Origin of the sequence: Paenibacillus sp. LHD-38, assembly GCF_031157315.1 — a bacterium.
In the GTDB taxonomy this organism is placed as follows: domain Bacteria; phylum Bacillota; class Bacilli; order Paenibacillales; family Paenibacillaceae; genus Pristimantibacillus.
Map to the genome: position 1 here is coordinate 1 of NZ_JAVIFU010000012.1, position 25,991 is coordinate 25,991.

The 25,991-nt window shown below is 48.0% G+C and carries 21 protein-coding genes; 19 read left to right on the forward strand and 2 right to left on the reverse strand.

The window, feature by feature from the left end; translation table 11 throughout:
• On the forward strand, nucleotides 1-1,089 hold a 1,089-nt coding region (locus tag RCO25_RS12105; protein ID WP_308996406.1), incomplete at its 5' end, for an energy-coupling factor transporter transmembrane component T.
• Here the strand turns inward: RCO25_RS12105 and RCO25_RS12110 are convergent.
• Together RCO25_RS12110 and RCO25_RS12115 are read right to left on the reverse strand one after the other, a co-directional pair.
• The gene (locus RCO25_RS12110; RefSeq protein ID WP_308996407.1) at nucleotides 1,069-1,662 is read right to left on the reverse strand and encodes an HAD-IA family hydrolase; all 594 of its coding nucleotides are present in this window, start codon (nucleotides 1,660-1,662) and stop codon (nucleotides 1,069-1,071) included. The two genes, RCO25_RS12105 and RCO25_RS12110, sit on opposite strands and share 21 nt — an antisense overlap.
• Entirely contained in the window at nucleotides 1,659-2,870 is a 1,212-nt protein-coding gene (locus tag RCO25_RS12115) for an MFS transporter (RefSeq protein ID WP_308996408.1), read from the reverse strand. The genes RCO25_RS12110 and RCO25_RS12115 overlap by 4 nt, the downstream gene beginning before the upstream one ends.
• Nucleotides 2,871-3,038: 168 nt before the next feature.
• On the opposite strand from RCO25_RS12115, the gene lepB reads away from it, so the two are divergent.
• The 18 genes from lepB (at nucleotide 3,039) to map (ending at nucleotide 25,915) form a co-directional block, all read left to right on the forward strand.
• Entirely contained in the window at nucleotides 3,039-3,581 is a 543-nt protein-coding gene (lepB, locus tag RCO25_RS12120; protein WP_308996409.1) for a signal peptidase I, read from the forward strand.
• Between the two features lie 19 nt (nucleotides 3,582-3,600).
• Nucleotides 3,601-4,530, forward strand: a complete 930-nt coding sequence (locus RCO25_RS12125) for a DUF4184 family protein (protein WP_308996410.1) — start codon at nucleotides 3,601-3,603, stop codon at nucleotides 4,528-4,530.
• A gap of 164 nt (nucleotides 4,531-4,694) precedes the next feature.
• Nucleotides 4,695-6,173, forward strand: coding sequence for a sensor histidine kinase (locus tag RCO25_RS12130; RefSeq protein ID WP_308996411.1), 1,479 nt, complete (start codon nucleotides 4,695-4,697; stop codon nucleotides 6,171-6,173).
• Nucleotides 6,151-6,840, forward strand: coding sequence for a response regulator transcription factor (locus RCO25_RS12135; RefSeq protein ID WP_308996412.1), 690 nt, complete (start codon nucleotides 6,151-6,153; stop codon nucleotides 6,838-6,840). The genes RCO25_RS12130 and RCO25_RS12135 overlap by 23 nt, the downstream gene beginning before the upstream one ends.
• Nucleotides 6,841-6,864: 24 nt before the next feature.
• Nucleotides 6,865-9,894 carry an efflux RND transporter permease subunit gene (locus RCO25_RS12140; RefSeq protein ID WP_308996413.1) on the forward strand — a complete coding sequence of 1,010 codons (3,030 nt, stop codon included), beginning with the start codon at nucleotides 6,865-6,867 and terminating at the stop codon, nucleotides 9,892-9,894.
• A gap of 200 nt (nucleotides 9,895-10,094) precedes the next feature.
• Entirely contained in the window at nucleotides 10,095-10,433 is a 339-nt protein-coding gene (locus tag RCO25_RS12145; protein WP_308996414.1) for a DUF3889 domain-containing protein, read from the forward strand.
• 80 nt (nucleotides 10,434-10,513) lie between these two features.
• A complete protein-coding gene (locus RCO25_RS12150) occupies nucleotides 10,514-10,825 on the forward strand; it encodes a YbjQ family protein (protein WP_308996415.1) in 312 nt (103 codons plus the stop codon).
• 184 nt (nucleotides 10,826-11,009) lie between these two features.
• A complete protein-coding gene (locus RCO25_RS12155) occupies nucleotides 11,010-13,379 on the forward strand; it encodes a hypothetical protein (RefSeq protein WP_308996416.1) in 2,370 nt (789 codons plus the stop codon).
• 107 nt (nucleotides 13,380-13,486) lie between these two features.
• Nucleotides 13,487-14,419, forward strand: a complete 933-nt coding sequence (locus RCO25_RS12160; protein WP_308996545.1) for an ABC transporter ATP-binding protein — start codon at nucleotides 13,487-13,489, stop codon at nucleotides 14,417-14,419.
• The gene (locus tag RCO25_RS12165) at nucleotides 14,416-15,318 is read left to right on the forward strand and encodes an ABC transporter permease (RefSeq protein WP_308996417.1); all 903 of its coding nucleotides are present in this window, start codon (nucleotides 14,416-14,418) and stop codon (nucleotides 15,316-15,318) included. The genes RCO25_RS12160 and RCO25_RS12165 overlap by 4 nt, the downstream gene beginning before the upstream one ends.
• Before the next feature lie 108 nt (nucleotides 15,319-15,426).
• Nucleotides 15,427-17,193, forward strand: coding sequence for a coiled-coil domain-containing protein (locus tag RCO25_RS12170; protein ID WP_308996418.1), 1,767 nt, complete (start codon nucleotides 15,427-15,429; stop codon nucleotides 17,191-17,193).
• A gap of 15 nt (nucleotides 17,194-17,208) precedes the next feature.
• On the forward strand, nucleotides 17,209-18,198 hold the full coding sequence (locus RCO25_RS12175) for an AAA family ATPase (protein WP_308996419.1): 990 nt from the start codon (nucleotides 17,209-17,211) through the stop codon (nucleotides 18,196-18,198).
• Nucleotides 18,195-19,199 (forward strand): DUF58 domain-containing protein, encoded by a 1,005-nt coding sequence (locus tag RCO25_RS12180; RefSeq protein ID WP_308996420.1) that lies wholly within the window; start codon nucleotides 18,195-18,197, stop codon nucleotides 19,197-19,199. Before RCO25_RS12175 ends, RCO25_RS12180 begins: the two co-directional genes overlap by 4 nt.
• A 37-nt stretch (nucleotides 19,200-19,236) precedes the next feature.
• A complete protein-coding gene (locus RCO25_RS12185; RefSeq protein ID WP_308996421.1) occupies nucleotides 19,237-21,237 on the forward strand; it encodes a vWA domain-containing protein in 2,001 nt (666 codons plus the stop codon).
• A complete protein-coding gene (locus RCO25_RS12190; protein ID WP_308996422.1) occupies nucleotides 21,221-24,106 on the forward strand; it encodes a VWA domain-containing protein in 2,886 nt (961 codons plus the stop codon). The genes RCO25_RS12185 and RCO25_RS12190 overlap by 17 nt, the downstream gene beginning before the upstream one ends.
• 88 nt (nucleotides 24,107-24,194) lie before the next feature.
• Nucleotides 24,195-24,506: a rhodanese-like domain-containing protein gene (locus tag RCO25_RS12195; RefSeq protein ID WP_308996423.1), complete on the forward strand. Its 312-nt coding sequence runs from the start codon at nucleotides 24,195-24,197 to the stop codon at nucleotides 24,504-24,506.
• 254 nt (nucleotides 24,507-24,760) lie between these two features.
• Nucleotides 24,761-24,988 carry a hypothetical protein gene (locus tag RCO25_RS12200; protein WP_308996424.1) on the forward strand — a complete coding sequence of 76 codons (228 nt, stop codon included), beginning with the start codon at nucleotides 24,761-24,763 and terminating at the stop codon, nucleotides 24,986-24,988.
• 180 nt (nucleotides 24,989-25,168) lie between these two features.
• Entirely contained in the window at nucleotides 25,169-25,915 is a 747-nt protein-coding gene (gene map / locus RCO25_RS12205; protein WP_308996546.1) for a type I methionyl aminopeptidase, read from the forward strand.
• The last annotated feature ends 76 nt before the right edge of the window (nucleotides 25,916-25,991 follow it).

The following is a 25,991-nucleotide window of genomic DNA, read 5'->3' on the forward strand; positions in this document are numbered from 1 at the left end:
CCGCAGGCGCTTCGCGCGCTGGCGGAGCTGCGCGCAAAGGCGGCTTTGCCGCCGCTAGAGGCGGCGCTGGGCAGCGGAGCGCCGTGGCCGGCACCGCGCGAGACTGCAGCGGCGATTGTCGCGGAGCTGGAGCGCAGGGCGCAGGAGCATGAAGCCGTTGTTACAAGCGGAAACAGACGCGCTGCGAATGCAATTGAATCAAGAAGCGGAAAGAGCGTTCGTTCAGACGCCAAGGAGCACAACATAGAAAAAAGACAAAGGGATGAAATATCGGGGAAGCCTGAAGAGGAAAAGGGGTTCACTAACGAAAAACAGCTTTATATTAAAGCGCCGGCAGTTATAGGATCGAAGCTGCTTCGTTCTGACCGCTTCGATCCTCGTGCGGTTATACTCGTCTATTTATTTCTGGCAGCATGCGTATTGGCGCAAAAAACAGCTTTAGAGCTGTCGTTAGCTGCATTGGTTATCTTAGTTCTGCTGGCGCCGTTTCAAGTGCTTATATGGCCTTGGATCCGAGTGATTCGGGCGTATGCCATTATGATTATCATTTTTTGTATAATCGGCGGGATTGGAATTGTGCCGCTTTCCTTCGATTGGGATAAGGTATGGCCGATTGCGCTGAGGTTTGGAAAGCTGCTGCTTGTCATGGTTTTAAGCATGCCTATTCTAAAGCTGATGACGCCATATAGACTGCAGCGTGCCATTGAGCAAACCTTTGGATTTCTTGAGAGAATAAAGCTGCCTATTCATTCCTTCGCACTCATTGTTACGCTTATTTTTCGATTTATTCCGTTGCTGACAGGGGAGTGGGAGCGATTTGCCAAGCTTGCCCATGCGAGAGGAAAAGCTGTCACGCCTTTAAAAACGGTCCCGTTTAAAAATTTGGTTCCTATTCTTATTCCTTATGTACGTTCCGTTCTCCGTCTGGCCGAGCAAATGGCAGATGCCCTTGAAGCACGCGGCTTCGGTTATAAGAAGCGAAAGCCGACTTACGCCTTTCGTCTTCGCTTTAACCAAGCGGATGCAGGCTTGCTCAGCATCGGGTTCGTTAGCGGAGCTCTACTTCTGTTACTCGCCTATTTGCTTTAAAAGCGGAATGACCTTTTTAATCCAAAGTCCTTCCTCATCGGCAAGCAGCGTTCGCCAGCCAAGCGAAGCTGCTTGTTTTGTGTTTTTGGGATGATCATCGACAAATAAAACGGGACTGCCAGCAGGCAATTTTTCGATAACCTTAGCGAAGATATCCGGATGAGGCTTTTTCAAAGCGACCTCATTTGAAATGGTCATACTTTTCAAATAAGGTCTGATCGGCTGAACAATAGGATCAACCCAAGCGGATAGATGATTGCTGAGCAGATGGATTTCTGCGACTTCACTCCATTCCGCTACTTTTGCGAGAGCAGGAAGCGGCTGAAGACTCCGATCAATATAGCCGCGAGCCTGCTCCTTGTTTAGCTGATGCGCATAGGACTGGACCCAGTCCCAAAACTGCTCCTCGGTAATAACGCCCGTCCATAATCGTTCGCTCACCAGTTTTTTATAATCACCATAGATTACATCTTCAGCAAAGCCGACATCAGCCGCAAGAAGCTGCCAGAAAAGCGGTGACAAATTGGTTGCAAGCACACCACCGATATCAAGTACAAGTTGTGGCCTATTCATCCTGTAATCTCCTCTTTACGATGAAGCTGATTGTTATGAGCGACTTTAAGCTCTGACCTTGCCCATACTACGACTAACACGAATGCTAATGCGCCAAGCAGCGAACCGAATAAAAATCCTCCGTTTAGGCCCCAGCGTTCGTTCAGCCATCCTGCCAAAAAAGGACCAGAAAACATGCCGATGGCATATAAAGCTTGATATAAGCCCATTGCTGTCGCTCGACCAGGAAGCGCAACATCCCGAATGGCCAGACCAAGCAGCAGAGGCATGTGCAGGCCTTGGGCAAAGCCGTTCACCGCCTGCGTAGCTACCAAAACGCCGAAAGAATCCCCAAAAACCATTGCCGCAGTGCAAACGGTGCTCAGTATAAAACCAATGCCTATCGTGCCCCAATTACCAAATCGAGGCGTGAACCACCTTGCTGTCACGAGTGAAGCAAAAGCATGAGGGAGCATGAATGCAAATACAACTATCGTCAGCTTAAGCCCGTCTGCTCCAAGTTCCTCGGCCTTGAGCGGCGTAAAGCCAAACATCGTAATAAAAAGGACACCATGCGCAAGAATGGAGAGCAGGGATACCTGTAAAAGCGTTTTCGTTCTCACGACATTTTTAATCATTGCAAATGACATTCCTGGCTGATCCTTTTGCTCGGAACGAGGTTCTTTCAGCATGAAAGTAAGACCCAGCCCCAGTACTGCGATGACAGCTCCCATCACAAAAGGCGCATTCGCACTAAAGCCGTCTGTAAGCCAGCCGCTTAGCAGCATACCGATCATTTGACCGGATACCGTCATAACGCTAATATTTCCCATCGCCTTGCCTGTTTGTCCAGCACCAAAAAAACTGGCGTACAGAACGGTGAAAGCCACCCACGTGGAAGCACAAACGCCTGCCATAAGTCTGCCGGCGAGCGGCCAAAGCCACAGACCAGGGATGAGGAATAGGAGGCAGCTTATACAAGCCGTCAGCATGCCGAGTAGAATAAATGGCTTGCGCTTACCGAAACGGTCGGACATAATACCGAGCGGGAATCTCACGAACATTTGAACGAAGCCGTAGCTTCCCAGCACGATGCCGATAAAAGGCAGGGAAAAACCGCGATCACTAAGAAAAGGCGATAAAGTTGGGACATATACGTACATAGAAGTCCAGTATAAAATGGTTATCGTTGTAAATAGAAATCGCTGCGCCGCGGAGATCGGATTCATATTTGCGGAAGCCCCCTTTCGTTTCCACTTTAGCGCATCAGGGCTTCCATTGTCACTTTCTATTTTCAGAGTGCATATGGAAACTTTCTCCAATCAAATGCGTAATAAGCAAAGGCATTTTAAATAGCGCCCAGCAGCAGCTATTATTAATTGAAGAGGTGAAACCGAATGAAAACAGAAAAACGACAATCAAAAGGCTTCATGAAGGAATTAAGAGAATGGACGATATCGCTAGGGATTGCCTTTATTGCAGCCCTGCTGTTTCAAAACTATGTATATGCGCAATCCGAGGTTCAAAATGTTTCCATGCAAAATACGCTAATTGCCGGTCAAAGATTAATCGAAGATAAGTGGTCCTATCATTTTCATGAGCCGCGGCATGGCGATATTGTCATTATAAATGGACCGGAGAGTGATTTGAGGTTGATTAAGCGTGTCGTAGGCATTCCGGGAGATGTCATTGATATCCAAAACGGAGAAGTATATTTAAACGGAGAAAAAATTAACGAAGAATACGTTAAAGGACGGACATTTGCCGGCAGCGTACCCGTTCCTTTTACAATAGAGGATGGACAGTTGTTTGTCATGGGTGACAACCGTGAGCATAGCATGGACAGCCGCGCACTTGGACCAATCGCCAGATCAAGCATTGAGGGAAAAGCGGTATTGCGCATTTGGCCGCTGCCTAAGTTCGGTACACTTAAAGAATAAAAGGAGGATTTAAACCCGCATGCCATTTACGTTGTCACACCCTTTGTTTGCGGCACCCCTAAAGAAGGTAATTCCGTCATTAAGCATGACAGGCTTAATCCTTGGCAGCTTGTCACCGGACATAGAGTACTTTATCGCGATGCAGCCCTTTCGTTCCATTGGCCATTCCATAGAAGGATTTTTTCTGCTGGTTCTGCCCATTTGTATCGCTTTTGCTTTTGGATTTCACTTTATTATTAAGCCTTCCCTGCCAGAGCTGCTGCCAAAAATCGGCGGTATTCATCAATATGCTTCTTATCTGAACCGGACTTGGCGTATGAGCGAGATCGCGGACTGGATAAGGTTTATCATTTCCTTATTTATTGGTTTTTTGTCCCATGTGTTTTTGGATCATTTTACGCACAGCGGAGGTTGGTTCGTACTTCGAGTCCCTTTTCTGCAAACCGAGTTCATGGGCGATTATGTCTATCATATTCTCCAGCTCTCGTTATCGGTTCTTGGAGCTGCTATACCAGGACTTTATTTCATATATCGCTACTTAGATTGGAAAAGGAACTACAATCGGTCTGCGGCTTACCAACAATCGCGAAGCCCTTTTAAGTATTGGGGGCTTTTTCTATTGGCAGCATCTGTTCTTTTATTCGGCAAACTCATGATTTCAGGCAACTTTTTTTCAATAAGTATTTGGGTCGTTGCCCCAATTACTGCCGCGGTTTTGGCTTTATATTTAACTTCAATACTGCAATTGGCCTACATGTCCCATCAGAAAGGATGGGGGATATTTTTTGCTGTTCTTATATTAGCAATTATTGGAGGCTTTGAATGGGTTACCTATAATCAGAAGTTTTCAACGATAAGCTGGATATTATACACTTGGCTGCTTACAGCCGTTTTGCTCATAAGTTCTTTATCCATCATTAGTAAATCGAAAAGATATTCGACTAATTAACGAAGCTTAAATTTAATATCATTAAATAGTTATATCATTAATTAATTCTGTAAAGTCGATCAAACGTAATAATTTTGTAAGAATTGGTTTCAAGTTCGTTTAGAAATTGCCATTATGATAAACCATAGATTCAACAATATTGCATCTGCGAGGCGTGATCGGAATTGTCGATTCGAGTAAAGCTGTACATGTCCTACATAGCGATGGTCATCGTGCCGCTCATATTAATGAGTGCTTTCATGATATTCATTTTTTATGCTCGCGGGGTTGAGGATGTCCGGCAATATTTTGAAAAGGAAAACAAAGAACCTTATCTTCAAGCACTCGTGTATGGCGAGTTGTCTTATGTGCTGCGAAATGATGCGGGCGAGTTGGAGAAGCAGGAATACCTAGCCGAAATTCAAGAGAGGTTAGGCGAGCAGTGGGCGGGACTTCTTGTATCACGGGATGGACAAATCAAATCAGTCGCTCCTTTTTTGAAAGAGGCTGCACCGAATGCGGATTGGCAGAATTTGTTGGATCAACCGCCTTCAACCGTGACGTTTAATTCGTTTCGTTTTGAAACAAGTGCCGTTGATTTTTCTTATCCGGATGGTGGTAAGGGAAGAGCCCTGCTGTTCCGAAGATATGATACGGTACCTATTTATTGGAGGCCGGTCGGAACGGCATTCAGCCTGGCATTCATTGGCTTAACCAGCCTGCTGCTCACTTATTTCGTATCAAGGAGCATTATACGGCCGATCAAGAAGCTTGAAGCGGCAGCTCTTCAAATTAAAGACGGAGACCTCTCTCATAAGGTAGAGGCGACGACTAAGGGGGAGATTGGCCAGCTTAGCATCGCATTTGAGGATATGCGGGTGAGACTGAAGCAATCGATTGATCAGAGCCTTCAATATGAAGAAAACCGAAAAATGCTGTTGTCGCATATTTCGCATGATTTAAAAACACCGATATCAGCAATTAAAGGTTATGTCGAAGGCATCATGGACGGTATTGCGAATACCGACGAGAAGCGGATCCGGTACATGGAAACGATTTACCGCAAAGCATCAGACATGGATCAATTGATTGACGAGCTGTTCCTGTTCTCGAAGCTTGATCTCCAAACGGTGGCTTTCGATTTCAAGGTCATCGATATTCGCCGCTATATGGAGCATTTTTTGGACGAGCAGCGGTTTGATTTGGAGAAATCGGATATGGAATTAATTTATTCGATTCAAGAGGCAGAGCCGCTTTTCATTGCTGCTGACCCGGATAAGCTGAGTAGAGTGCTGACCAACATTTTGAACAATTGCGTGAAATACATGGGTGAGCATACCGAACCTGCTAGTATGAAAATTTTGGTTCAAGTAATGGAGCAGGAACAGCATGTTTTAATTGTGATCGAAGATTCCGGACCAGGGATTGACGAGGATGATTTACCATTTATATTCGATCGTTTCTATCGCGCAGAACAATCACGCAATCTAGAAACAGGCGGAAGCGGACTTGGCCTTGCGATCGTCAAACAAATAATCGAAGGGCATGGCGGTACGGTTTGGGCGGAAAATGCAGAGCATGGCGGTGCCCGGTTCTGTTTAAAGCTTCCTAAATCAGCAACCGTTAAAACGGTGGATGATCATGAAGAGCATACTAATCATTGAAGATGAGAAAGCCATTGCAGAGCTGGAACGCGATTATTTGGAGAGCTACGGCTTTTCCGTTCACATAGAAGGAAGAGGCGATATCGGACTTCAGAAAGCATTGGAAGGAAAGTTTGACCTTATCATTTTGGATGTCATGCTCCCAAAAGTCGATGGTTTCGAGATTTGCCGCCAAATTAGGCAATCCATTAATATTCCCGTGCTTATGGTAACAGCGAAAAAAGAAGATATTGATAAGATTAGAGGACTTGGTTTAGGTGCGGACGACTACATGACGAAGCCATTCAGCCCGAGCGAGCTAGTGGCAAGGGTGAAAGCGCATTTGGCTCGTTACGAGCGTTTGACAGCGAATAAAGGGGAGCGGGGCGAGCATATTCGTATTCGCGGTTTGTTTATTGATAAACCGTCTCGCAGAGTCATGATTCATGAACAGGAAGCGATGCTGACATCTAAGGAATATGAATTGCTGCTGCTGCTCGCTTCCCATCCTAATCGTGTGTTTGAGAAAGAAGAGCTCTTCGAGCGAATTTGGGGTTTGGATTCAAATGGAGACGCTGCTACGGTTACGGTTCATATTCGGAGGCTGCGCGAAAAAATTGAGCATGACCCGTCAAAACCCCAATATATCGAGACGATTTGGGGAGTCGGTTATCGTTTTAAAGTATAGATAGATGATAAGGAGTGGGGAAAATTGAAAAGTATTATCCGTTTTTCGCTTAATAACAAATTTGCTTTATGGATTTTGACGCTGCTAGTTTTATTTGCGGGACTCTATTCGGGTTTGAATATGAAAATGGAAACCCTGCCTGACATTACGGTTCCGATCGTCAGCGTCACAACGGTCTTTCCCGGAGCTGCGCCGGAAGAAATCATGGACAAAATTACGAAGCCGATTGAGCAGCGCACGCGAAATCTGAAAGGCGTAGAAGTGATCAGCTCTACGTCCTATGAAAATGCTTCATCGGTCGTTATTGAGTATACGTACGAGACGGATATGGATAAAGCAGCGACGGAAGTGAAAAACGCGCTGTCTGAGCTGACGCTGCCGGATGGTGCGCAAGACCCAGCGGTATCCCGTATCAGCCTGAATGCTTTTCCAGTTGTTTCGTTAAGCCTCTCTAATGATAAATTGGATCTGGAGCAGCTTACGAAGGAAGTGCAGGATAATGTTCTGCCGCGTCTGCAAGGGATTGAAGGTGTAGCCAGCGTACAAATTTCCGGACAGAACGTGAAGGAAGGCGAGCTTGCATTTAAACAGGATAAACTGAAGCAAACTGGTTTGACTGAGGACATGGTAAAGGGCATTATTCAAGCGTCTGCCGTCTCTGTGCCGCTCGGTATTTATGAGTTCGGTGACTCTGAGAAAGCACTCGTCATTGACGGCAATATTTCCACCGAAGATGATTTGAAAAATATGATCATCATGCCGGGCATCAAGCTGAGCGATATTGCGGATATCAGCGTTATCGGGAAAGCCGAGTCGATTTCCCGTACGAACGGCAAAGCAGCCATCGGATTAAACATCGTTAATTCCGCTGACTCCAATACGGTTGATGTCGTTAACAACGTAAAAGAGGAAATTAAAGAGCTTGAGAGCAAAAATGAAGGACTATCGTTTGTAATGACGCTTGATCAAGGCAAGCCGATCGAGGATTCCGTTCACACCATGCTTAGCAAAGCCATTATAGGAGCATTGTTCGCTGTCATTATTATCATGATTTTCTTACGCGATATCCGCTCCACGATTATTGCTGTCGTATCGATCCCGCTGTCCATCCTTATCGCGCTGTTAATATTAAGCCAAATGGATATTACGCTTAACATTATGACGCTGGGAGCGATGACCGTTGCAATTGGACGTGTTATCGATGATTCCATCGTCGTTATCGAGAACGTTTACCGCCGAATGGCTTTGCCTACGGAGATGCTGAAGGGCAAGGAGTTAATCCTTGATGCGACTAAAGAAATGTTCGTGCCGATATTGGCATCGACAATCGTAACGATTGCAGTATTCCTGCCACTGGGGCTTGTATCCGGCATGATCGGTGAAATATTTCTTCCATTCGCATTAACCATCGTATTCGCATTGCTGGCATCTTTGGTAGTAGCGATTACCGTTGTGCCTATGCTGGCACACATGATGTTCCGTAAAGGAACGAAGGCAGGCAAAGCGCATCATGATAAACCGGGTCGTCTGGCTGAATGGTATAAAAGCGTGCTGCGTTGGTCACTGGACCACAAAGCGATTGCTTTTGGTTTGGCTGTTCTCCTTTTAGTCGGCAGCTTGTTCCTTGTTCCCGTTATCGGCACAAGCTTCTTAGCTGGCGATGAACAGAAAATGATGGTCGTTTCTTATAACCCTGCGCCTGGGGAAACGCGCGAACAGGTTGAAAAAATGGCGCTTGATGCTGAAAAGCAGCTTCTGGGTCGCGAAGGACTTACCGTTGTCCAGTATGCAGTAGGCGGACAAAATCCGTTTAGTCCCGGCGCTTCAAAACAAGCGTTGTTCAACCTAAGCTATGAAGAAGATTTTGAGGATTTCACGGCTGAAAAAGAAAAAATCGTACCGCTTCTTCAAGAACTTGGCGGAGAAGGGGAGTGGAAGCAGCAGGACTTCTCAGGCGGCGGCCTAGGCGGATCAGGTATATCCATGCTGGTATATGGACCGGATATGAAGTCGCTCCAGCCTGTTGTGGATGATCTGACTAAGAAGCTTGCTGAAAATAAAGACTTGAAAAACATCGATTCCAGCTTATCGGAAACGTATGAGCAATACCGACTCGTTGCAAATCAAGAAAAACTGAGCCAAAACGGCTTAACCGCAGGCCAAATTGCGATGGCTTTAAGTCCCGTACGGGAGCGTCCGGTACTGACTACCATCGAAAAGGATGGCGAGCAATTTAACGTTTATGTGAAGGTTGAAGCGAAAACCTACAGCAATAAAGCAGATCTTGAAAATGTGAAATTGACTTCGCAAATGGGTACTGAGGTTTCGCTTAAAGATGTGGTAACGATTGAAGATGGCGAATCGCCTAATACGATTACAAGACGTGATGATCGCATTTATGCTGAAGTATCTGCGGATGTAACCGCATCTGATGTTGGTAAAGTATCAACTGAGCTGCAGAAAATGATTGACGAGACGGAGCTCCCGGCAGGTGTTGACATTGATATGGGCGGTGTAACCGAACAAATTAATGAATCATTCACTCAGCTCGGGCTTGCGATGCTCGCAGCCATTGCCGTGGTGTATCTAGTTCTTGTCATTACCTTTGGCGGTGCAGTAACGCCATTTGCCATTTTGTTCTCATTACCGTTTACCATAATTGGCGCATTAGTCGGTCTTCTTATCGCAGGTGAAACACTTAGCGTAACGGCAATGATAGGAGCACTTATGCTGATCGGGATTGTCGTCACGAATGCGATTGTCCTCGTTGACCGCGTGATCCAAAAGGAAAAAGAGGGACTTTCAATTCGCGAATCCCTTATCGAAGCGGCGGGCACTCGCCTTCGTCCGATCTTGATGACGGCGATTGCTACGGTTGGTGCCCTTCTCCCGCTTGCATTCGGTTTTGAATCCGGCGGTTTGATTTCGAAAGGGATGGCAGTTACCGTAATTGGGGGACTAACAAGCTCCACCTTGCTTACGCTCATTATTGTTCCTGTCGTGTATGAATTCTTGAATCGCAAGCGGAAGCACCGTGCGGTTGAAGAGGGCTAATAAAGTCACGGATTGCATTTGAAACGCAGAAGGCTGTCTTGAGGTGAAAACCTGAAGGCAGTCTTCTTTTTTCTCTTACTTCGTTTGATAATCATCTAGAGCAGGCTAACCTTCTGCTGGATGCTTTTGCAAACGCGAATAGGACGATTCTAAGTTGGTGAACCTAAGCCTATCTTTTTCAATTGACAGGTGGTGGTTAAATGCTGCGTCATATCGTAATGAAGGCTGTCTTTGTTTTGCTCAGCCTAGCTCATTCTGAGGTGACTTCATCGGGCGAAACGGCAATATATTCAGAGCCTGCTTACGCAAAGTGGGGGAGGATTGCAATCGAGGAAACGTCAAAGACTTACCGCGATGCCTCGATTATTGATTATAAATATGAAGGCAGAAAAGTTTTATCTGATGAACAAGCCGAGGAGAGCTTTGTGCTGTGGCTGCGTAAGGATGCCAGAGAATTTGGAGTCAGGGTCCGGATGACGATTCAAATTGGTTCAGATGAGCTTTTGCAGCTCAAGCTGGTAGAGCTTCCTTCCAATTAATTGAAACATTTAGCCAAGCTTCATCGTAATAGAAGCAAAACAATAAGAAACGCTTCTAGAGAAGCGAGAGGAGCTTAAGCATGCTAATTACGACAACGCCAACCATTGAAGGTCGTCCTATTCAGGATTATGTAGGAGTCGTTACCGGTGAAGCGATTATGGGTGCAAACGTCGTACGCGACTTCTTTGCATCGATAACGGATATTGTCGGAGGACGTTCGGGCGCATATGAGAGTAAACTAAAGGAAGCACGCGATGTAGCGATTGATGAGATGAAAAACCAAGCGGCAAGGCTTGGAGCAAATGCGATCGTTGCAATCGATATCGACTATGAGGTCGTACGTGAAGGCATGCTGATGGTCGCCGTTAGCGGGACGGCCGTTCGTTTATAAGGAAAATCATAGAATTTAAAGCGACAGTGTTCAGGTTAGCATAAGTTATTCTTATGCAATCGGTACTGTCGCTTTTTTTTGCTCAATTTGAAAATTAGGGAATTTTTGCAACCTTTTGATTGTAAAAACCGTTAAAATAAGGATGTACATAAATTGAATGACGAGTAAAGAGAGGGGTCGGAAAGTGAATCGATTTTTGAGAAAAGGAAACCGGGCCGTCATATTTACGGTCTTATTCAGCATGATTGCCGCAATATTGGGAGTGACCGGACAAGTACAAGCCGCTCCTGAAGAGAGCGGGATTTTGTTGAATGTCAGTGTAGGCTATCAAGGAAACATGAAACAAAATGAATGGTATCCGGCAAGGTTTACTTTAACAAATACGACGGATGCGGATTTGAAAGGCGAGCTTGTCATTTCTTATCTTATGGCTAACACACAAACCTCTAGCGATATCGTCATACCTGCCGAGCTTCCCAAGGGGACTGCTATTGAATTAACGGCATCCATTCCAGGCGAATTGCTTAATCAAAACAACAACCAAATTCGATTTTTTAAGGACTCATTCAAATCTGGCAAGACCGTTCCGATTATCGGTAATGACTTTATAAATGCGAGGACGACAAACACAAATACGATTGGCGTCATTTCTCGTGATCCGGATACATTGAATTTCATGCCGTCTTTAAACCAAAGGGGCTTTGATATCGCTGTTATTCCAATAGAAGAAAAGGAATTGCCGACAGATCCCGTTTTATTGAATACGATCGATACGCTCGTCATTAATGACATGGCAACGGCAAGCTGGGACGAGCTTAAGATAAAAGCGATACAAGATTGGGTCCGGCTGGGCGGAACGCTCGTGCTGTCCGGAGGAGTAGGTTACAGCAAAACTGCTGAAGGCTTCAAAGAAATTGCTCCTCTCGGAGCGACGGGAACAACGAAGCTAACGAGTGTTTCATCGCTTGTCAACGCAGGCGGAGCCGCGTTAAAGCTGGAGGCTCCAATGACCGTCTCGACTGGCACCATTACGGATGGAAAAGCGGTGCTTGCTGAAAACGACTTGCCGCTCGCAGTGTCTCGCGTGATCGGATTCGGCAGCGTAATTTATGTCGCTTTTGATCCATCGCTTGAGCCGATGTCTACTTGGTCTGGGAGCGCGGTGCTCTGGGCAAGTATGCTTCAAAAAACGCTAACTCCGATTCAGCCGGGATCGATCAATGTCTCAAATGAGATGTATTGGAACATGAATAATTTGATTGATCAATTTCCATCAATTAAACCACCTAATTTCACGTTGCTGCTGTTGATGTTCGTAGGTTATATGATTATTGTTGCTCCTGTGCTCTATCTGATTTTAGTAAAAGCAGATCGTAGAGAATGGTCTTGGTGGCTTATTCCGACTCTTTCGGTGATCACAGGAATCGCCATATTTTTCTTCGGCGCAGAAGATAAAAGAAATATCTCTTCCCATAGCATTGAGATTATCGAGCTCACCGGACGAGGAGAGGCAGTGCGTTCGGGCGCAACAGCGGTATTTATGCCCACTGGCGGCACGGTAAAAGCGGAATTCGATGAAAAAGTAAATATCAAAACGTATTCAGCAAACTTCCAGAACGCTGCGCTTGCGCTAGACGGAAAAGAACAGGTCATCATGGAGAATGACGGAACATCGATGATCTGGCGTTCTGTTCCCTATTGGTCAACCCGAAAGGTATGGTTGGAACGGCGCATGATGGACAGCGAGCCAGGGCAGCTGACGTTAGCTTATAAGCAGTCGAAGAATGAAATCGAAGTAACGGCAAAAAACGATACTTCGACCGATCTCACGGATGTAGCACTCCTTATTAACGGACAAACTTTGCTTTTCGGCGACTTGAAGAAAGGTGAAAGCGGAAAAACGACAATAAAGAATGGCATCGGCAGTTTTTCCGGCTATTATTCTTATGGAGACAAAATTTTTCCATACCCATCAAATCGCATGAAGGATGATTTCTATCGTCAACGTCAGCTTGTGGACAATTACGTGAATCGCAATAACGGCGGGATTTTGGCACCGAGCCCTGTTATCGTGGGCTTCAGCATTGACCATGATCAGAGTTACAAGGTGAACGGTAAAAACGTAAGGTCAGATAATTTGAAGCTCTGGACCCAGAAGCTTGAACCGTCCTTTGTCGACGGGAATCGCGCCATTGTACCGGCAGGTCTCGTTAATCCAATTATTAAGCAAAATAGCATGCAGCGATTAGAAAATTACGGAAACGGCACCTATTCCATGAGTGACGGCGAGCTTATTTTTGAATATCAGCTTCCCAATTCGGGACAGGTCAAGTATGACAAGCTAGATATTATATTTAATAACGGAATACCTAATACCATTATGACCGTTACGGCTTGGAATGATAAAACGGGAAAATGGACGGAAATAAAAGATGCAATCGCTGCTCCGGGCGAGTATCTGATTGATAACGAAATTCTTCGCATGAAGGTTACGGCAGCAGGGTCCATCGATATGAACCTGCCATTGATAGCAATGGAAGGAGAGGTGCAATAGCAATGAGTAAAAACAACGACGTCGAAATTATTAATGTAGAAGTGATAAAACCCGCAGTTGAGGAAAATGGCTCCAATCAGCAATCCGATGTACGGATTGATGTACCTATGATAGAAATTAGGCAGCTCACCAAAACATTTGGTAGCTTTCAAGCTTTGAAATCGATTGATTTAACCATTTCTAAAGGTACGGTATTCGGTTTTGTTGGACCGAATGGAGCAGGGAAATCCACGACGATGTCCATTTTGGCCACGCTGATGATTCCTACCTCCGGCACGGCAAAGGTAGATGGCTTTGATGTGACCAAGTATCCAGATGAAGTGCGGAAGCGAATTGGTTACATGCCGGATTTTTTTGGCGTGTATGATCAATTCAAAACGGAAGAATATTTGCATTTCTATGGAGCCAGCTACGGGATTCCGAAGGCGGAGCGGGAGCAGCTTATACCTCAGCTCTTAGAGTTGGTCAATCTAAGCGATAAAAAAGATGCTTATGTGGACACACTCTCTCGCGGAATGAAGCAGCGGCTTTGCTTGGCTAGGTGCCTTGTCCATGATCCTGAGCTGCTCATCCTTGATGAGCCTGCCTCAGGCCTTGATCCCCGTGCGCGTATCGAGATGCGGGAAATTCTCCGAGAGCTTAAATCGATGGGCAAAACGATCATTATCTCATCGCATATTTTACCTGAGCTTGCCGAAATGGTAGATGAAATCGGCGTAATCGAACATGGGCAAATGATAGCGATTGGAAACGTGTCGGATATACAAAACCGTTTGCGAGTAAAGAGATTCCTTCATATCAGGCTACTTGATCGTGAAGCTGAAGCGGAAGTTTTCTTGCGTGAACGGCCTTACGTAAACCGGATTTTGCGGGATGAACGAGGCATACAAATCCATTTTGGCGGTCAGGACACCGAGCAGTCAGAGCTTCTGCACGAACTAGTCGCGGCAGGGTTTCAACTCATTTCATTCAGCGAAGCGCAAACCAATCTTGAGGATGTATTCTTGGAAATAACGAAAGGAGGCGACGGTCTCGAATGAAGGAGCAAATCGCTGCAAGGCAGGCCAGAGCAAACTGGCGCAATAAGCTGATTAATCCGGTTTTAAATAAAGAATTCAAATTAAGAATGCGAACGCCTCGGGCAATGTGGACGCTGTTTTTCTATTTATTTGCTATCGGCTTGATGGCCTTAAGTGCAATTTATTTGATGGAAGTGAATAGAGGTGGCGGTCAGTCCTTTAATCCGGAGCAGAGCAAGCTGTTATTTTATTTTTTGAGTATGGCGCAGCTCGGATTGATTGCGTTCATGGCACCGGGCTTGACCGCAGGGGTCATTAGCGGGGAGCGGGAGAAGCAAACGCTTAACTTGCTGCTGACAACGCAGCAGAGCTCTGCTACGATCGTGCTGAGCAAGCTTGTTTCATCCCTTAGCTTTATGGTGCTGATTGTTCTGAGCACCATTCCAGTATACAGCATGGTTTTTTTGTACGGCGGCATCTCGCCTAAGCAGCTTGTACTCGTTTTTTTATTTTATGTGTTCATTATGCTGGTGCTCGGCTCTTTTGGCATTTTGTTTTCCTCGCTGTTTAAACGAACGATGATTTCAGTCATTGTCACATACGGCGTTACGTTGTTTATTTTTGGCGGGACGGCGCTAGTGTTTTTTGTAATGGTCGGCACGATGGATCGTGTGCCGCAATCCAGTTTGAACAATTACAGCTGGATGGGCCATATTCTCGCATGGAATCCTGTTGCGGCATTGTATAGTATTCTTGATCCGTCAATTACCGGGCAAGCCTATTCTGCATTTAGGAGCCCCCCGACGGGTCAGCAAGAACCATTCGCACTTTGGAAGGAATTTATGATTATTTATACGGTATTATCTGCCGTGGCGCTATGGCTAGGAATTCGCAGCCTGCGTCCTCGCTTGAAGAAATAATCAGCTATGCTTCATTAAGCTGCAATTATTTAAGCTAACGAAGTTAAGTTCTGCAAACTAATTAGGCATAGCCTAATTAAGTTGCAAAACTTTTAGGAGGAAGCGCTAATGCAGAAAAAAACTTTGATTGAGCTGCTGCGGCCCGTTAGAACGAGATTGACTTTGTTTGCTGTGATTCGTTATACGCTGCTGGGTCTGCTCTATGGCAGTGTTGCTGGGCTGTTGGTGCTAGGGGCTAGCAGACTATGGCCCATATTGCTCGCACGGCCTCTAGCAGTAGTTTTAGTCTGCGCTGGCTTGGCTTTAGGGGCAGGAGCGGGTGTTTGGAGGCGCGCTTCTTTAAGGGAAGCCGCTCGTGTAATGGATCGGCAAGAAACAGAGGATGCGATTTCGACTGCATTGGACGGTATGCTGCGCGAGGATATTCAAGAGCAGCCGATCGTTAAGCTGCAGCGCGAAGAGGCGACGCTGGCTGCCGAACGTTTTGTGAGCGCGCTGCGCGTAAGCTTGCCATGGCCGGCATGGCGCAGCTGGCGGTCACTCGTTTATGGCGCAGCAGCAGTATGGGTTGTGACGGCAGCGCTGCTCGTCATGCCTAATCCGCTCGATGGGCGGGCGGAGGCGCTTGCTCAGGCGAAGGAACGCCTGGATGCGCTGGAGCGCGAGGCGGATGAGCTGGCCGAGCTGGCTGAAGCAGCGGAGCTGCCGGAGGATGCGAAGCAGGAGCTGCTGCAGCCGCTGGAGGAGCTGCGAAGCAAGCTCGATGCGCTGAGCGGCGACGGGGCTGAAGCGCTGGAGCAGCTGGAGGATGCGATAAGCGAGCTGGAACAAACCGCTGAGGCGGCGCAGCAAGCCGCAAAGCGGATGGAAACTACGGCGGATGCGATGAGCAGGGAGCCTAACTTGCGGCAGCTCGGTCAAGCTTTGCAGGACCGGGACGCCGCAGGCATGCAGCAAGCGATCGATGATATGCGATCGCAGCTGCAAAGATTGTCGCCAGAGCAGCGTGAAGCGCTGGCGGAAGCACTTGAGCGGCTGGCGGCGGAGCAGCCGCAGGAGCAGGGCGCCGCAGAGCTTGCCGCGGCGCTTGAAAAGGCAGCGCAGCAGGCACGCGACGCTGGCGGCGAAGCCGCCTCTAAAGGCGAGAGCGCCGGCGATGCGCTCGCCGCTCTGGAGGAAGCGCTCGCCCGCGAATTGTCGCAGGCCGAGCTGGAGCAGCTGGCCCGGTCCATGTCGGGCCAGCTTGGGCAAAGCGGGCAGCAGCTGGCAGAGCAGCTAGCTGCGCAGGGCGGTTCGGTGCCGCCGGGATGGAGCGGCGTTGCGGGAGCAGGCGGAGCCGCAGGTACGGGCGGCGCGGCTGGCACTTCCTCAGGTTCAAATGCCGGATCGCCTTCGGGAGCTGCCTCCGATCCCAACTCCGGAGCGGGAAGTAATCCTAGCACCGGCTCTGGCACCGGCTCCGGTTCTGGCACTGGTTCTGGAACTGGTTCTGGTACTGGGTCTGGAACAGGGTCTGGAACTGGGTCTGGCACTGGCTCTGGCTCTGGCACCGGCTCCGGTTCTGGGTCTGGAACAGGGTCCGGATCTGGTTCAGGATCTGGCGCGGGAACGGGAATGGGCGGCAGGAACCTGATCACGACCCCGCGGAATATGCAAGGCTCCGGCAATGTGCAGCAGGATGGAGGCCCCTCCACGGGCGGTCAGACGGAGAAAGGCGGTCAATCTCCGATGATTGACGGCATGACAAGGCCGTATGAGGATGTTTATAACGATTATGCCACGGAAGCCAAGGAATCTCTTGGCCGTTCTCAGCTTCCTGACAGCATGCAGGAAAAAGTGAAGGAATATTTTGACCAAATACAACCAAACCGATAATGGAGGTGATCCGGGATGATTGAATCGAAAGCGCAATTAGAAGAAGCAGCGGCGAGGATCGCCGTACTTAAGGAGGAAATCGGACGGGTAATCGTCGGTCAACAAACCGTAGTGGAGCAGCTGCTTTGGTGCTTGCTTGCAGGCGGTCATGCCCTGCTGGAGGGCATTCCGGGCTTAGGTAAAACGATGCTCGTACGGACGATCGCGGACAGCGTCGCTTTACAATTTTCCAGGATTCAATTTACACCTGATCTGATGCCCTCGGATATTACAGGTACAACGTTGATTGACTTCGGCGCACAGGGAAGCGCGTCTCACCGTTTCCAGCCGGGGCCCATATTCGGGAACCTTGTGCTCGCAGATGAAATTAACCGTGCGACGCCGAAGACGCAAAGCGCCTTGCTGGAAGCCATGCAGGAAGGTACGGTAACAGCAGGCGGAGAAACGCATCGCTTACCTAAGCCTTTTTTCGTATTGGCAACTCAAAATCCGATCGAGCAAGAAGGGACTTACCCGCTGCCTGAAGCGCAGCTTGACCGTTTTTTACTAAAGATCGGTGTCGATTTTCCGACTCGTGATGAGCTAAAGCAAATCGTGCTGCGTACGACATCCGCCGTGCAGCCCCAGGCCTCTGTCGTCATGTCGGCTAGCGAGTTGACAGACCTTCAAGCAGCAGCCAAACAGATTCTTGTTGCGGACGATGTGCTGGATTTTGCCGTTAAGGCTGTGATGATGTCGCATCCGCATGAGCCGGATGCGCCAAGCGATGTCAAAAAATATGTTCGTTTCGGTGCAGGACCGCGTGCTCTTCAAGCGATGATCGCTGTTAGTAAGGTCAGGGCTTTAGCCTCCGGCAGGCTGCATATTTCGTGGAATGATATCCGGCACACGGCTTTGCCAGTGCTGCGCCATCGCATTGTGCTTAGTTATGAGGCGCAGGCAATGGGATTAACGAGTGATCGAATGACGGAATCTATATTATCAGCTATCGAGGCGGAACGATGAACGGGGACAAGGCTGCTGAGAATGGTGAGCATGCTTTATTTTCAGGGAGGGATACCGTAACGCCGCAGGAAGCGCTCCAACTATTGTTTCCGAATCTTTCCCTGCTTTCCGAGCTCGATCGTATGAGCATACGTGCAGGCAACCGGATTAAAGGGATGCTGGCGGGCAAAAGGCGATCAAGCACGCTCGGTGGCTCGCAGGAATTTGCGGATTACCGTCCTTATTCGCCTGGCGATGATGTCAGAAGAATCGACTGGAATGTTTACGGCCGCACGGGAAAAGCATTTTTACGGCAATATTGGGATGAACAGGAGCTTCAAGTGAGTCTATACATTGACGCATCGCGCTCTATGGATTTTGGGGAAGACAGCGTGAATAAGCTGCAGTATGCTTTAAGGCTCGCTGCTTGTCTAGGCTATGTGGCGCTAAGCGGCGATGACCGTATCTCGATTCGATTATTTCGTGACCGGATAGTCAAAGAACTGCAGCCTCTTCATGGCCGCGCTTCTTCTCCAAAGCTGTTTCAATTTCTTGCTGAAGCGATGCGGCAGCTCGAGTCTGATAATAAGGCGGTTGCAGCAGCGGTTGATTTCTCTAATCTGGCTGTACCTTTTAGTACGATAGCCGCATTGCCAAGACGCTCGGGTTCCGCATGGATATTGACGGATGGAATGTTTGAGAGCGGCGTGGAAGAGACCATCGTATCGTTAATTGCGGCGGGACAAAGAGTTGTGCTGCTGCATGTGTTATCGGAAGACGAACTGAACCCCGGTCTTAGCGGCGAGCTAAAGCTGATCGACAGCGAGCTTGGAACAGGGAAAGAGGTAGCCGTCGGACATAAGCTTTTGAAGGAATATGGAGAAACCGTAGCAGCGTTTCAGAGCGAGCTTAGGCGGATTTGCGCCGAACGCGGCGCCGTTTATGTTTTTGTGAATACAAGTATTCCGCTTGAAGAAACAATCAGGCATACCTTGCTTTCCTCGCAGGTGCTAAATAGCTGAGAATCGATGATGAATTGACCGGAGAGGAGGGGAATGGATGCAGTTTTTGTCCATTGCATCTGCTTGGTTTGCAGCTGCCTTACCAGCTATCGCTGCCATGTACTTATTAAAGCGAACCTATGAAAATAAAATCATTTCAAGCCATCTGCTATGGAAAAGAGTGCTTCAGGAGCAAGAAGCAAATCGGCCATGGCAGAAGCTTCGCAGCCGCTGGCTGCTGCTCTTGCAGCTGTTGATAGCGATCATATTAGTTCTCGCTTTAATGGAGCCTGTTTTAACGAGACCGGCTGCGCCATCCGGACATGCTGTTCTGCTCATTGACCGATCTGCGAGTATGGCGTCAATCTTAAGCTCAGCCAATCAAGCCTCAAGCCCAGAACCGGCTACCCGGCTTGAATTAGCTATTGAGGAGGCCGAACACTGGATTGATCTGCAGACGAGCAGCAGACCGATCACTTTAGTAGCGACGGGCGCCCAGCCTGAAGTGCTTGCCAACCGGAAAACCAATAAGGAAGAGATTATTCGGCAGCTGCGGGACATCGTACCGTTTTACGGCAAGTCTGACCAAGCGGCTGCGCTTTCGCTTGCGGATTCCCTGCTGCTGGATGACCCATCCGGGGAAATTGTGGTTTATACGGACGGACGTTGGCCCGATGCCCTTGAGGCAAATAAGCTGAAGCTTCAAGCTTCGGCTGAACTAAATGTTTTGGATGGTTCGGAGCCAAGCCATAATTTATCCATCGCATATTTTGGAATAAAATCGTCTGTAAGCAGTAACGGTAAGGGGAGTGGCGTTGTTACCCTTCGGAATGACGGCGGGCAGGAGATATCGCTGAAGCTTGTGGTGTACGCGGTGACTGCATCCGGAGAACGGATTTTAGCCGCGGAACCGCTTGTTTCCATTCCGGCAGAAGAATGGGAAAGCGTGGAATTGAGCGAGCTGCCGGAGGCGTTATACTATAAAGCACAAATTAAGCAATCAGATGATATTTATTTAGCGGATAATACGGCATATCAATTCCCGGCCATACCGCGAAAGAAACAAGCGCTGCTTATCACGGATGGCAACTTGTTTCTAGAAAAAGCGCTCCAGCTTGCCGGCGTGCAAACCGTTAAAATCAGTCCTGACAGCCCTGCACCAACAGACGAGCAGGCAAACAAAATCGACTGGATCGTTCTGGACGGGATGAATGAACGGTTGGCTGCAGATCAAGAGTGGTCTAAGCTGCTCGATTCAAAACCCGTCTGGATGATCGATCATCCAGAGCAAGCGGATAAGAATGCAGCAGTGCCCGCAAATAATCGCGTGGTGACAAAAGAGCATGTTGTAACTTCTTATCTTTCCTTTGCTGACACTCATATCGGCAGGCTTGCTCAGCCTCCTGCAACTGATTTGGCATGGGGAGAACCAGTGCTCAGCTACGGCGGAATTCCTGCCATTTATGCGGGGACATATGACGGAAAGCCGCGGCTTCGTTTCACCTTCAATTTTCAAGATACGGATCTCCCGCTGCGCCCAGAATTTCCCGTCCTTATCGTTCAAGCGGCGGAATGGATGAGCGGAGGGCTGCAGCTTGAGCTTGGTTCGGCCATTGCGGGGCAGCAGGTGGATCTCTCTCTTCATTCGGATACCGTGAAAGCGGAATGGAATACAGTGGAACTTGCTGCTTCAGGAACTTCCGCAGGGCAACAGAAATCTGACGAGCTCGAAATCGATGCAGCAGGGCTTTATCCAGCGCCTTCTATTCCAGGGTTATATCGACTAATCGAAAAGAACAAAGAAAATGCGGTTGTCAGCGATCGATTATTAGCTGTAACTACCGATCAAGCCGAGCTAATGAACCTTGCTTCTTCGGAAGAAAAGCTGCAGCTTGTGTCGGATCAGGCAGCCGCGCTTTCGGATGCGACAGAAGCGGCAAGTCCAGATCAACTGTCAATAAGAAAGCAGCAGCTTTCGCTTCAGCTATATGCGGCGCTCCTTCTGCTTCTGGTATTGGCTGCGGAATGGGAGGTATACCGTCGTGGGATTTCAAGCTAACAACCCTTGGGCGCTCTTACTCATTCTGCCTCTGCTTATTTATGTGTGGTGGATGTCGCGAATGACTCTGCGGCTGCGGGGCGGACGCAAGCTCATATCTATCGTCACTCGAACCACTATTCTCTTGCTATTAATCGCCATAATGGCGAATATCCAGCCTTTTATCGAGAGGGAACAGCGAAAGGTAGTATTTGTGGCAGACAGATCTGCAAGCATGCGGGCAGATACGCGTATGGGCGAATGGATTAAAGAAGCTTGGGCTTCCAAAGAGCAAGAGGACTTTGGAGGCATTGTTTCCTCTGGTTTAAATGCCGCAGTTGAACGATCGTTAACGCAGCACTTATTCGAGAACGAACAGAGCTTTTCGTTCCGGGCAAATATAAACCAACAATATACGGATTTATCGCAAGGACTGCAGCTTGCTGCAGCAATGCTTCAAAAGGACGGCGGAGGCCGTATCGTGCTGCTTTCGGACGGATCGGAAAATGCAGGCGATGCACGGAGACAAGCCCGTTTATTGAAAAATGCAGGCATTGCCGTTGATGTTGTCCAAATGGAGTCGGAAGTGGTAAAGGATGCTTCGATTGAGGAATTGAACGTTCCTGCGTCACTAAAGCAAGGCGAGACGTTCAGCTTTGAAATTGTAGTCAATAGTACGGCTGCCGGACCTGCCCAGCTGCGTCTTTATGCTGATAATGCTGAGCTGTCCGTTTCCGACATTCAGCTCGAAAAAGGAGAAAACCGATTCGCACTGCAAAGCCTCGCGGCTGAACCAGGTTTTCACCGCTTCAGAGCCGAGATCTTTGTTTCTGGCGATGAACAGCAGGCCAATAATACGGCACATGCCTTTAGCCGAGTAAACGGACCGCCTGCCGTATTGATCGTGGAAGGGGTTCGCGGTTCGTCCGCAAACATTGAAGCGGCGCTTCAAGCATCGTTGATTCGCTTTGAAACGATCATCCCTGAGCAATTGTCGGTGGAGCTAACCGAATATGCAGCTTATGACAGCATTATTTTGAACAATGTATCCGCAACGCGCATTGCCGAGAAACCAATGCAATGGATGGCGAAGGCAGTAAGCGACTACGGCGTTGGACTTATGATGCTCGGCGGCGATGAAAGCTTCGGTCTTGGGGGCTATTTCAAAACACCAATCGAGCGGGCGCTTCCGGTACATATGGACCTGCAAGGCAAGAAACAAATTCCATCACTCGGACTCGTCCTAGTTATTGACCGTTCCGGAAGCATGTCAGGCGGGAAGCTGGAGCTTGCGAAGGAAGCCGCCATGCGGACTATTGAGCTGCTGCGCGACACGGATACAGTAGGCGTGGTTGCATTCGACTCTTCCCCTTGGTGGGTTGTGGAGCCGACTCAGCTTAAGGATCGGGAAGCAATCCTTACAAAAATTAAAGGCATACAGCCTGAGGGCGGTACTGAAATATTTACCGCGCTGCGCGCAGGCTATGAAGGTCTAAAGGAGCTTGATGCTCAGCGTAAGCATATGATCATGCTGACGGACGGCCAATCCTCAACAACAGCCAATTACAAAGCGGTCACGGATGCAATGAATGAGGAGAATATGACGTTATCCACCGTTGCGGTAGGGGACGGGGCGGATCAACAGCTGCTTAAACGGCTGGCGGATGACGCGAAGGGACGTTACTATTTTACAAAAGATCAAAGCACGCTGCCGGCTATATTTAGCCGTGAGACCGTCATGATGTCAAGAACCTATATCGTAGAGCAAACCTTTACGCCCAGCATCGGGCAAGCAGGCGATTGGTCATCGCATTGGCGGAATGGATTGCCTGCCATTAACGCGTATATCGCAACTTCCCCAAAAGAAACAGCGGAGATTGCGCTATGGACGCCAGATGGCGATCCGCTGCTCGCCCGCTGGCCATACGGATCAGGCAGAACGGTAGCTTGGACGAGCGATTTGATGGGAAAATGGTCCAGCCAGTGGGTACAGTGGCCGGAGCTGCCCAGCGTATTCGTGGATTGGGTAAAATGGACGTTCCCGCAATTTGAGCGAGCGCCTTATTCCATTTCTACACAAATGACCGGAAATGAAGCAAAGCTAAGCGTTCGATCGCTTGCTGAAGGCGACATTGCCGACAGCGGTCTATCCGCGGGAATTCAAGATCAAGAGGGCAACCATGAAATAAAACGATTGATGCCTGTGGCGCCGGGTGAGTACGAAGCTAAGCTTAACGTATCAGAGCCAGGCGTATATCTAGCGCAAATTGGACAAAAGTCGGATGATTCCTCCATCCAAAACGGGAGCACCGCTGGCTTTGTTATTCCCTACTCACCTGAGTACCGTATAGCGAATGAGGATGGACCCGCACTTTTGGAGCAAATCGCCGCAACGACGGGGGGAAGGATAATCGATCTCTCTGAACCGGAGCAGGCTTATCAATTTAATCCTTTGCCTTCGAAACAGATCTATGATTGGACACGATCGCTGCTTATTTCAGCTTTATTGTTATGGCTGCTCGATATAGCGGTTCGAAGACTATCCATTCCATGGGAACGAATGATTTCGTTGATCAAACGCCCTTTTCATGCTAAAACTTATTCTGTGTTAAAGGAAACAAAAATGACTAGCGAGAGATCAGCATCGTATAGCGCTTTATCCAGGCTGAAGGAACGCAAGACGGAAGCCAATCGTTTTTATGGGAGCAGCGTGAGCAATCAGAATTCAACGGAGTCGAGACCGGTGCCGAGAAGCGAGCCCGCTCCTTCAACCGGGAAAGAAGTCATTCCGGAAAAATCGGTAAAGGGTCCGTCAGCGGTAACAAGCGAAGCGGCAAAGGATGCTACGATCAATCGATTATTAGCCGCGAAAAACAAAAATCGGCGGTAAAAGCAGCTAAGATAGACATGCAGATGCCTACGCGATACAATGCTTGTATACAATTAAACACTAAGCATCGCTTGAAGGGATGAGTACTATGTATCCAGAAATGACGGCAGCTGAGCTTGACATCCAGCTGAAAAAAGGCAAAAAATTAAATCTAGTCGATGTTCGTGAGCCTGACGAATGGCAAGAAGGCCATATCAAGGAAGCACGAAGCATTCCATTGTCTGAGCTTCAAGAGCGAATCAACGAGCTTCAACAGGGCGAGCAGGACATTGTTCTGATTTGCAGAAGCGGCGGACGCAGCGGCAAAGCATGTGACTTCCTACATAATCAGGGCTATAAAGTCGTCAACGTAACCGGCGGAATGCTCCAATGGCCTGGCGAGGTTGTTTACGGTCAATAAGTTTTCAATTTAAATACAAAACTGCATGTCAAAAAAGCCCATTAAGGGCTTTTTTATTTCTATATAAGAATTTATATGTTTTCACATATAAATGTGCTTATATATCTCCGCGAAACGACTGCTTTTGCCACAGAGGACGGCGACAGCCGTTTACGCTTGCTATTTTAAGGATATAAATTGAAGTCTTAGGGCAGAATCATATCCGATTATTTTTATTGGCCTTGTAAGCGACAATTTGAGAGGATGAGAATAATATGGTTAATGCCGAATATACGGCTGAACAAATCAGTGAGTGGAATATGATCGTGAAAAACGCGGTGTCGATAGAGCTGAGAGTGAGTAATGCAGAAGTAGAGAACACCGTAAGAATGATGGATAAGCAGGGCTTTAAGTCGAAGGGATCATGGGCCTCTATGGAATTATCAGACCATACGGTCATTAATTTTTGGAAGAAAGAGCTCATCAAATATACGAATGCGTAACGGGAGTAATAATTAATACTGACAACCTGGCGTTTCAATGCTGCTAGTAAGGGATAAGCGCTCAAACTCGCTGGATATTTTTTTGCGGCTGTTTGAGGTATTCTTAATATCACATGCTGCTATATAGAATAAAATACTTCAGACAGTTATGTCATTGGAGTAAAGGATTGGGTGATTGAAATGATTGTAATCAAGACAAACGAAGAAATCATGAAAATGAAAAAAGCGGGCGAAATTTTAGCTGCATGCCATCGCGAGCTGCGCACATTCATCCGGCCTGGAATTACGACGCTCGAAATCGATCAATTTGCCGAAAACTTTATACAAAACAATGGAGCGATACCGGAGCAAAAAGGATATCATGGGTATCCTTTTGCAACCTGTACCTCGGTTAACGATGTGATTTGCCATGGCTTTCCGAGTAAAACCGTGCTGGCTGAAGGTGATATCGTTACCGTTGATATGGTCGTTAATTTGGAAGGCTGGCTTGCAGATTCAGCATGGTCTTATGCAGTAGGCAGCGTATCTGAAGCTTCGCAGAAGCTGCTCGATGTAACGAAGGAGTCCCTCTACAAGGGAATTGAGCAGGCTGTAGTCGGCAATCGAATCGGTGATATTTCGCATGCGATTCAAGCATTCGCGGAAGCGCAAGGCTTTTCGGTTGTAAGAGATTTTATCGGTCACGGCATTGGGCAGGAAATGCATGAGGAGCCTCAGGTGCCGCATTACGGACCTCCCCATCGAGGTACTCGCTTAAAGGCCGGCATGGTGCTAACGATTGAGCCGATGCTGAATACGGGGAAATACCACAGCAAAATCGATCAAGACGGATGGACCGCTAGAACGGTTGACGGCGGATTGTCAGCCCAATACGAGCATACGCTTGCGATAACTGAGGACGGACCTATTATTTTGACAGAACAATAGAATGGTATGTACTGCCAAGGTATTATAAATGGTTATTGAATTTAAACAGGCTGACGTCATTGACGGCAGCCTGTTT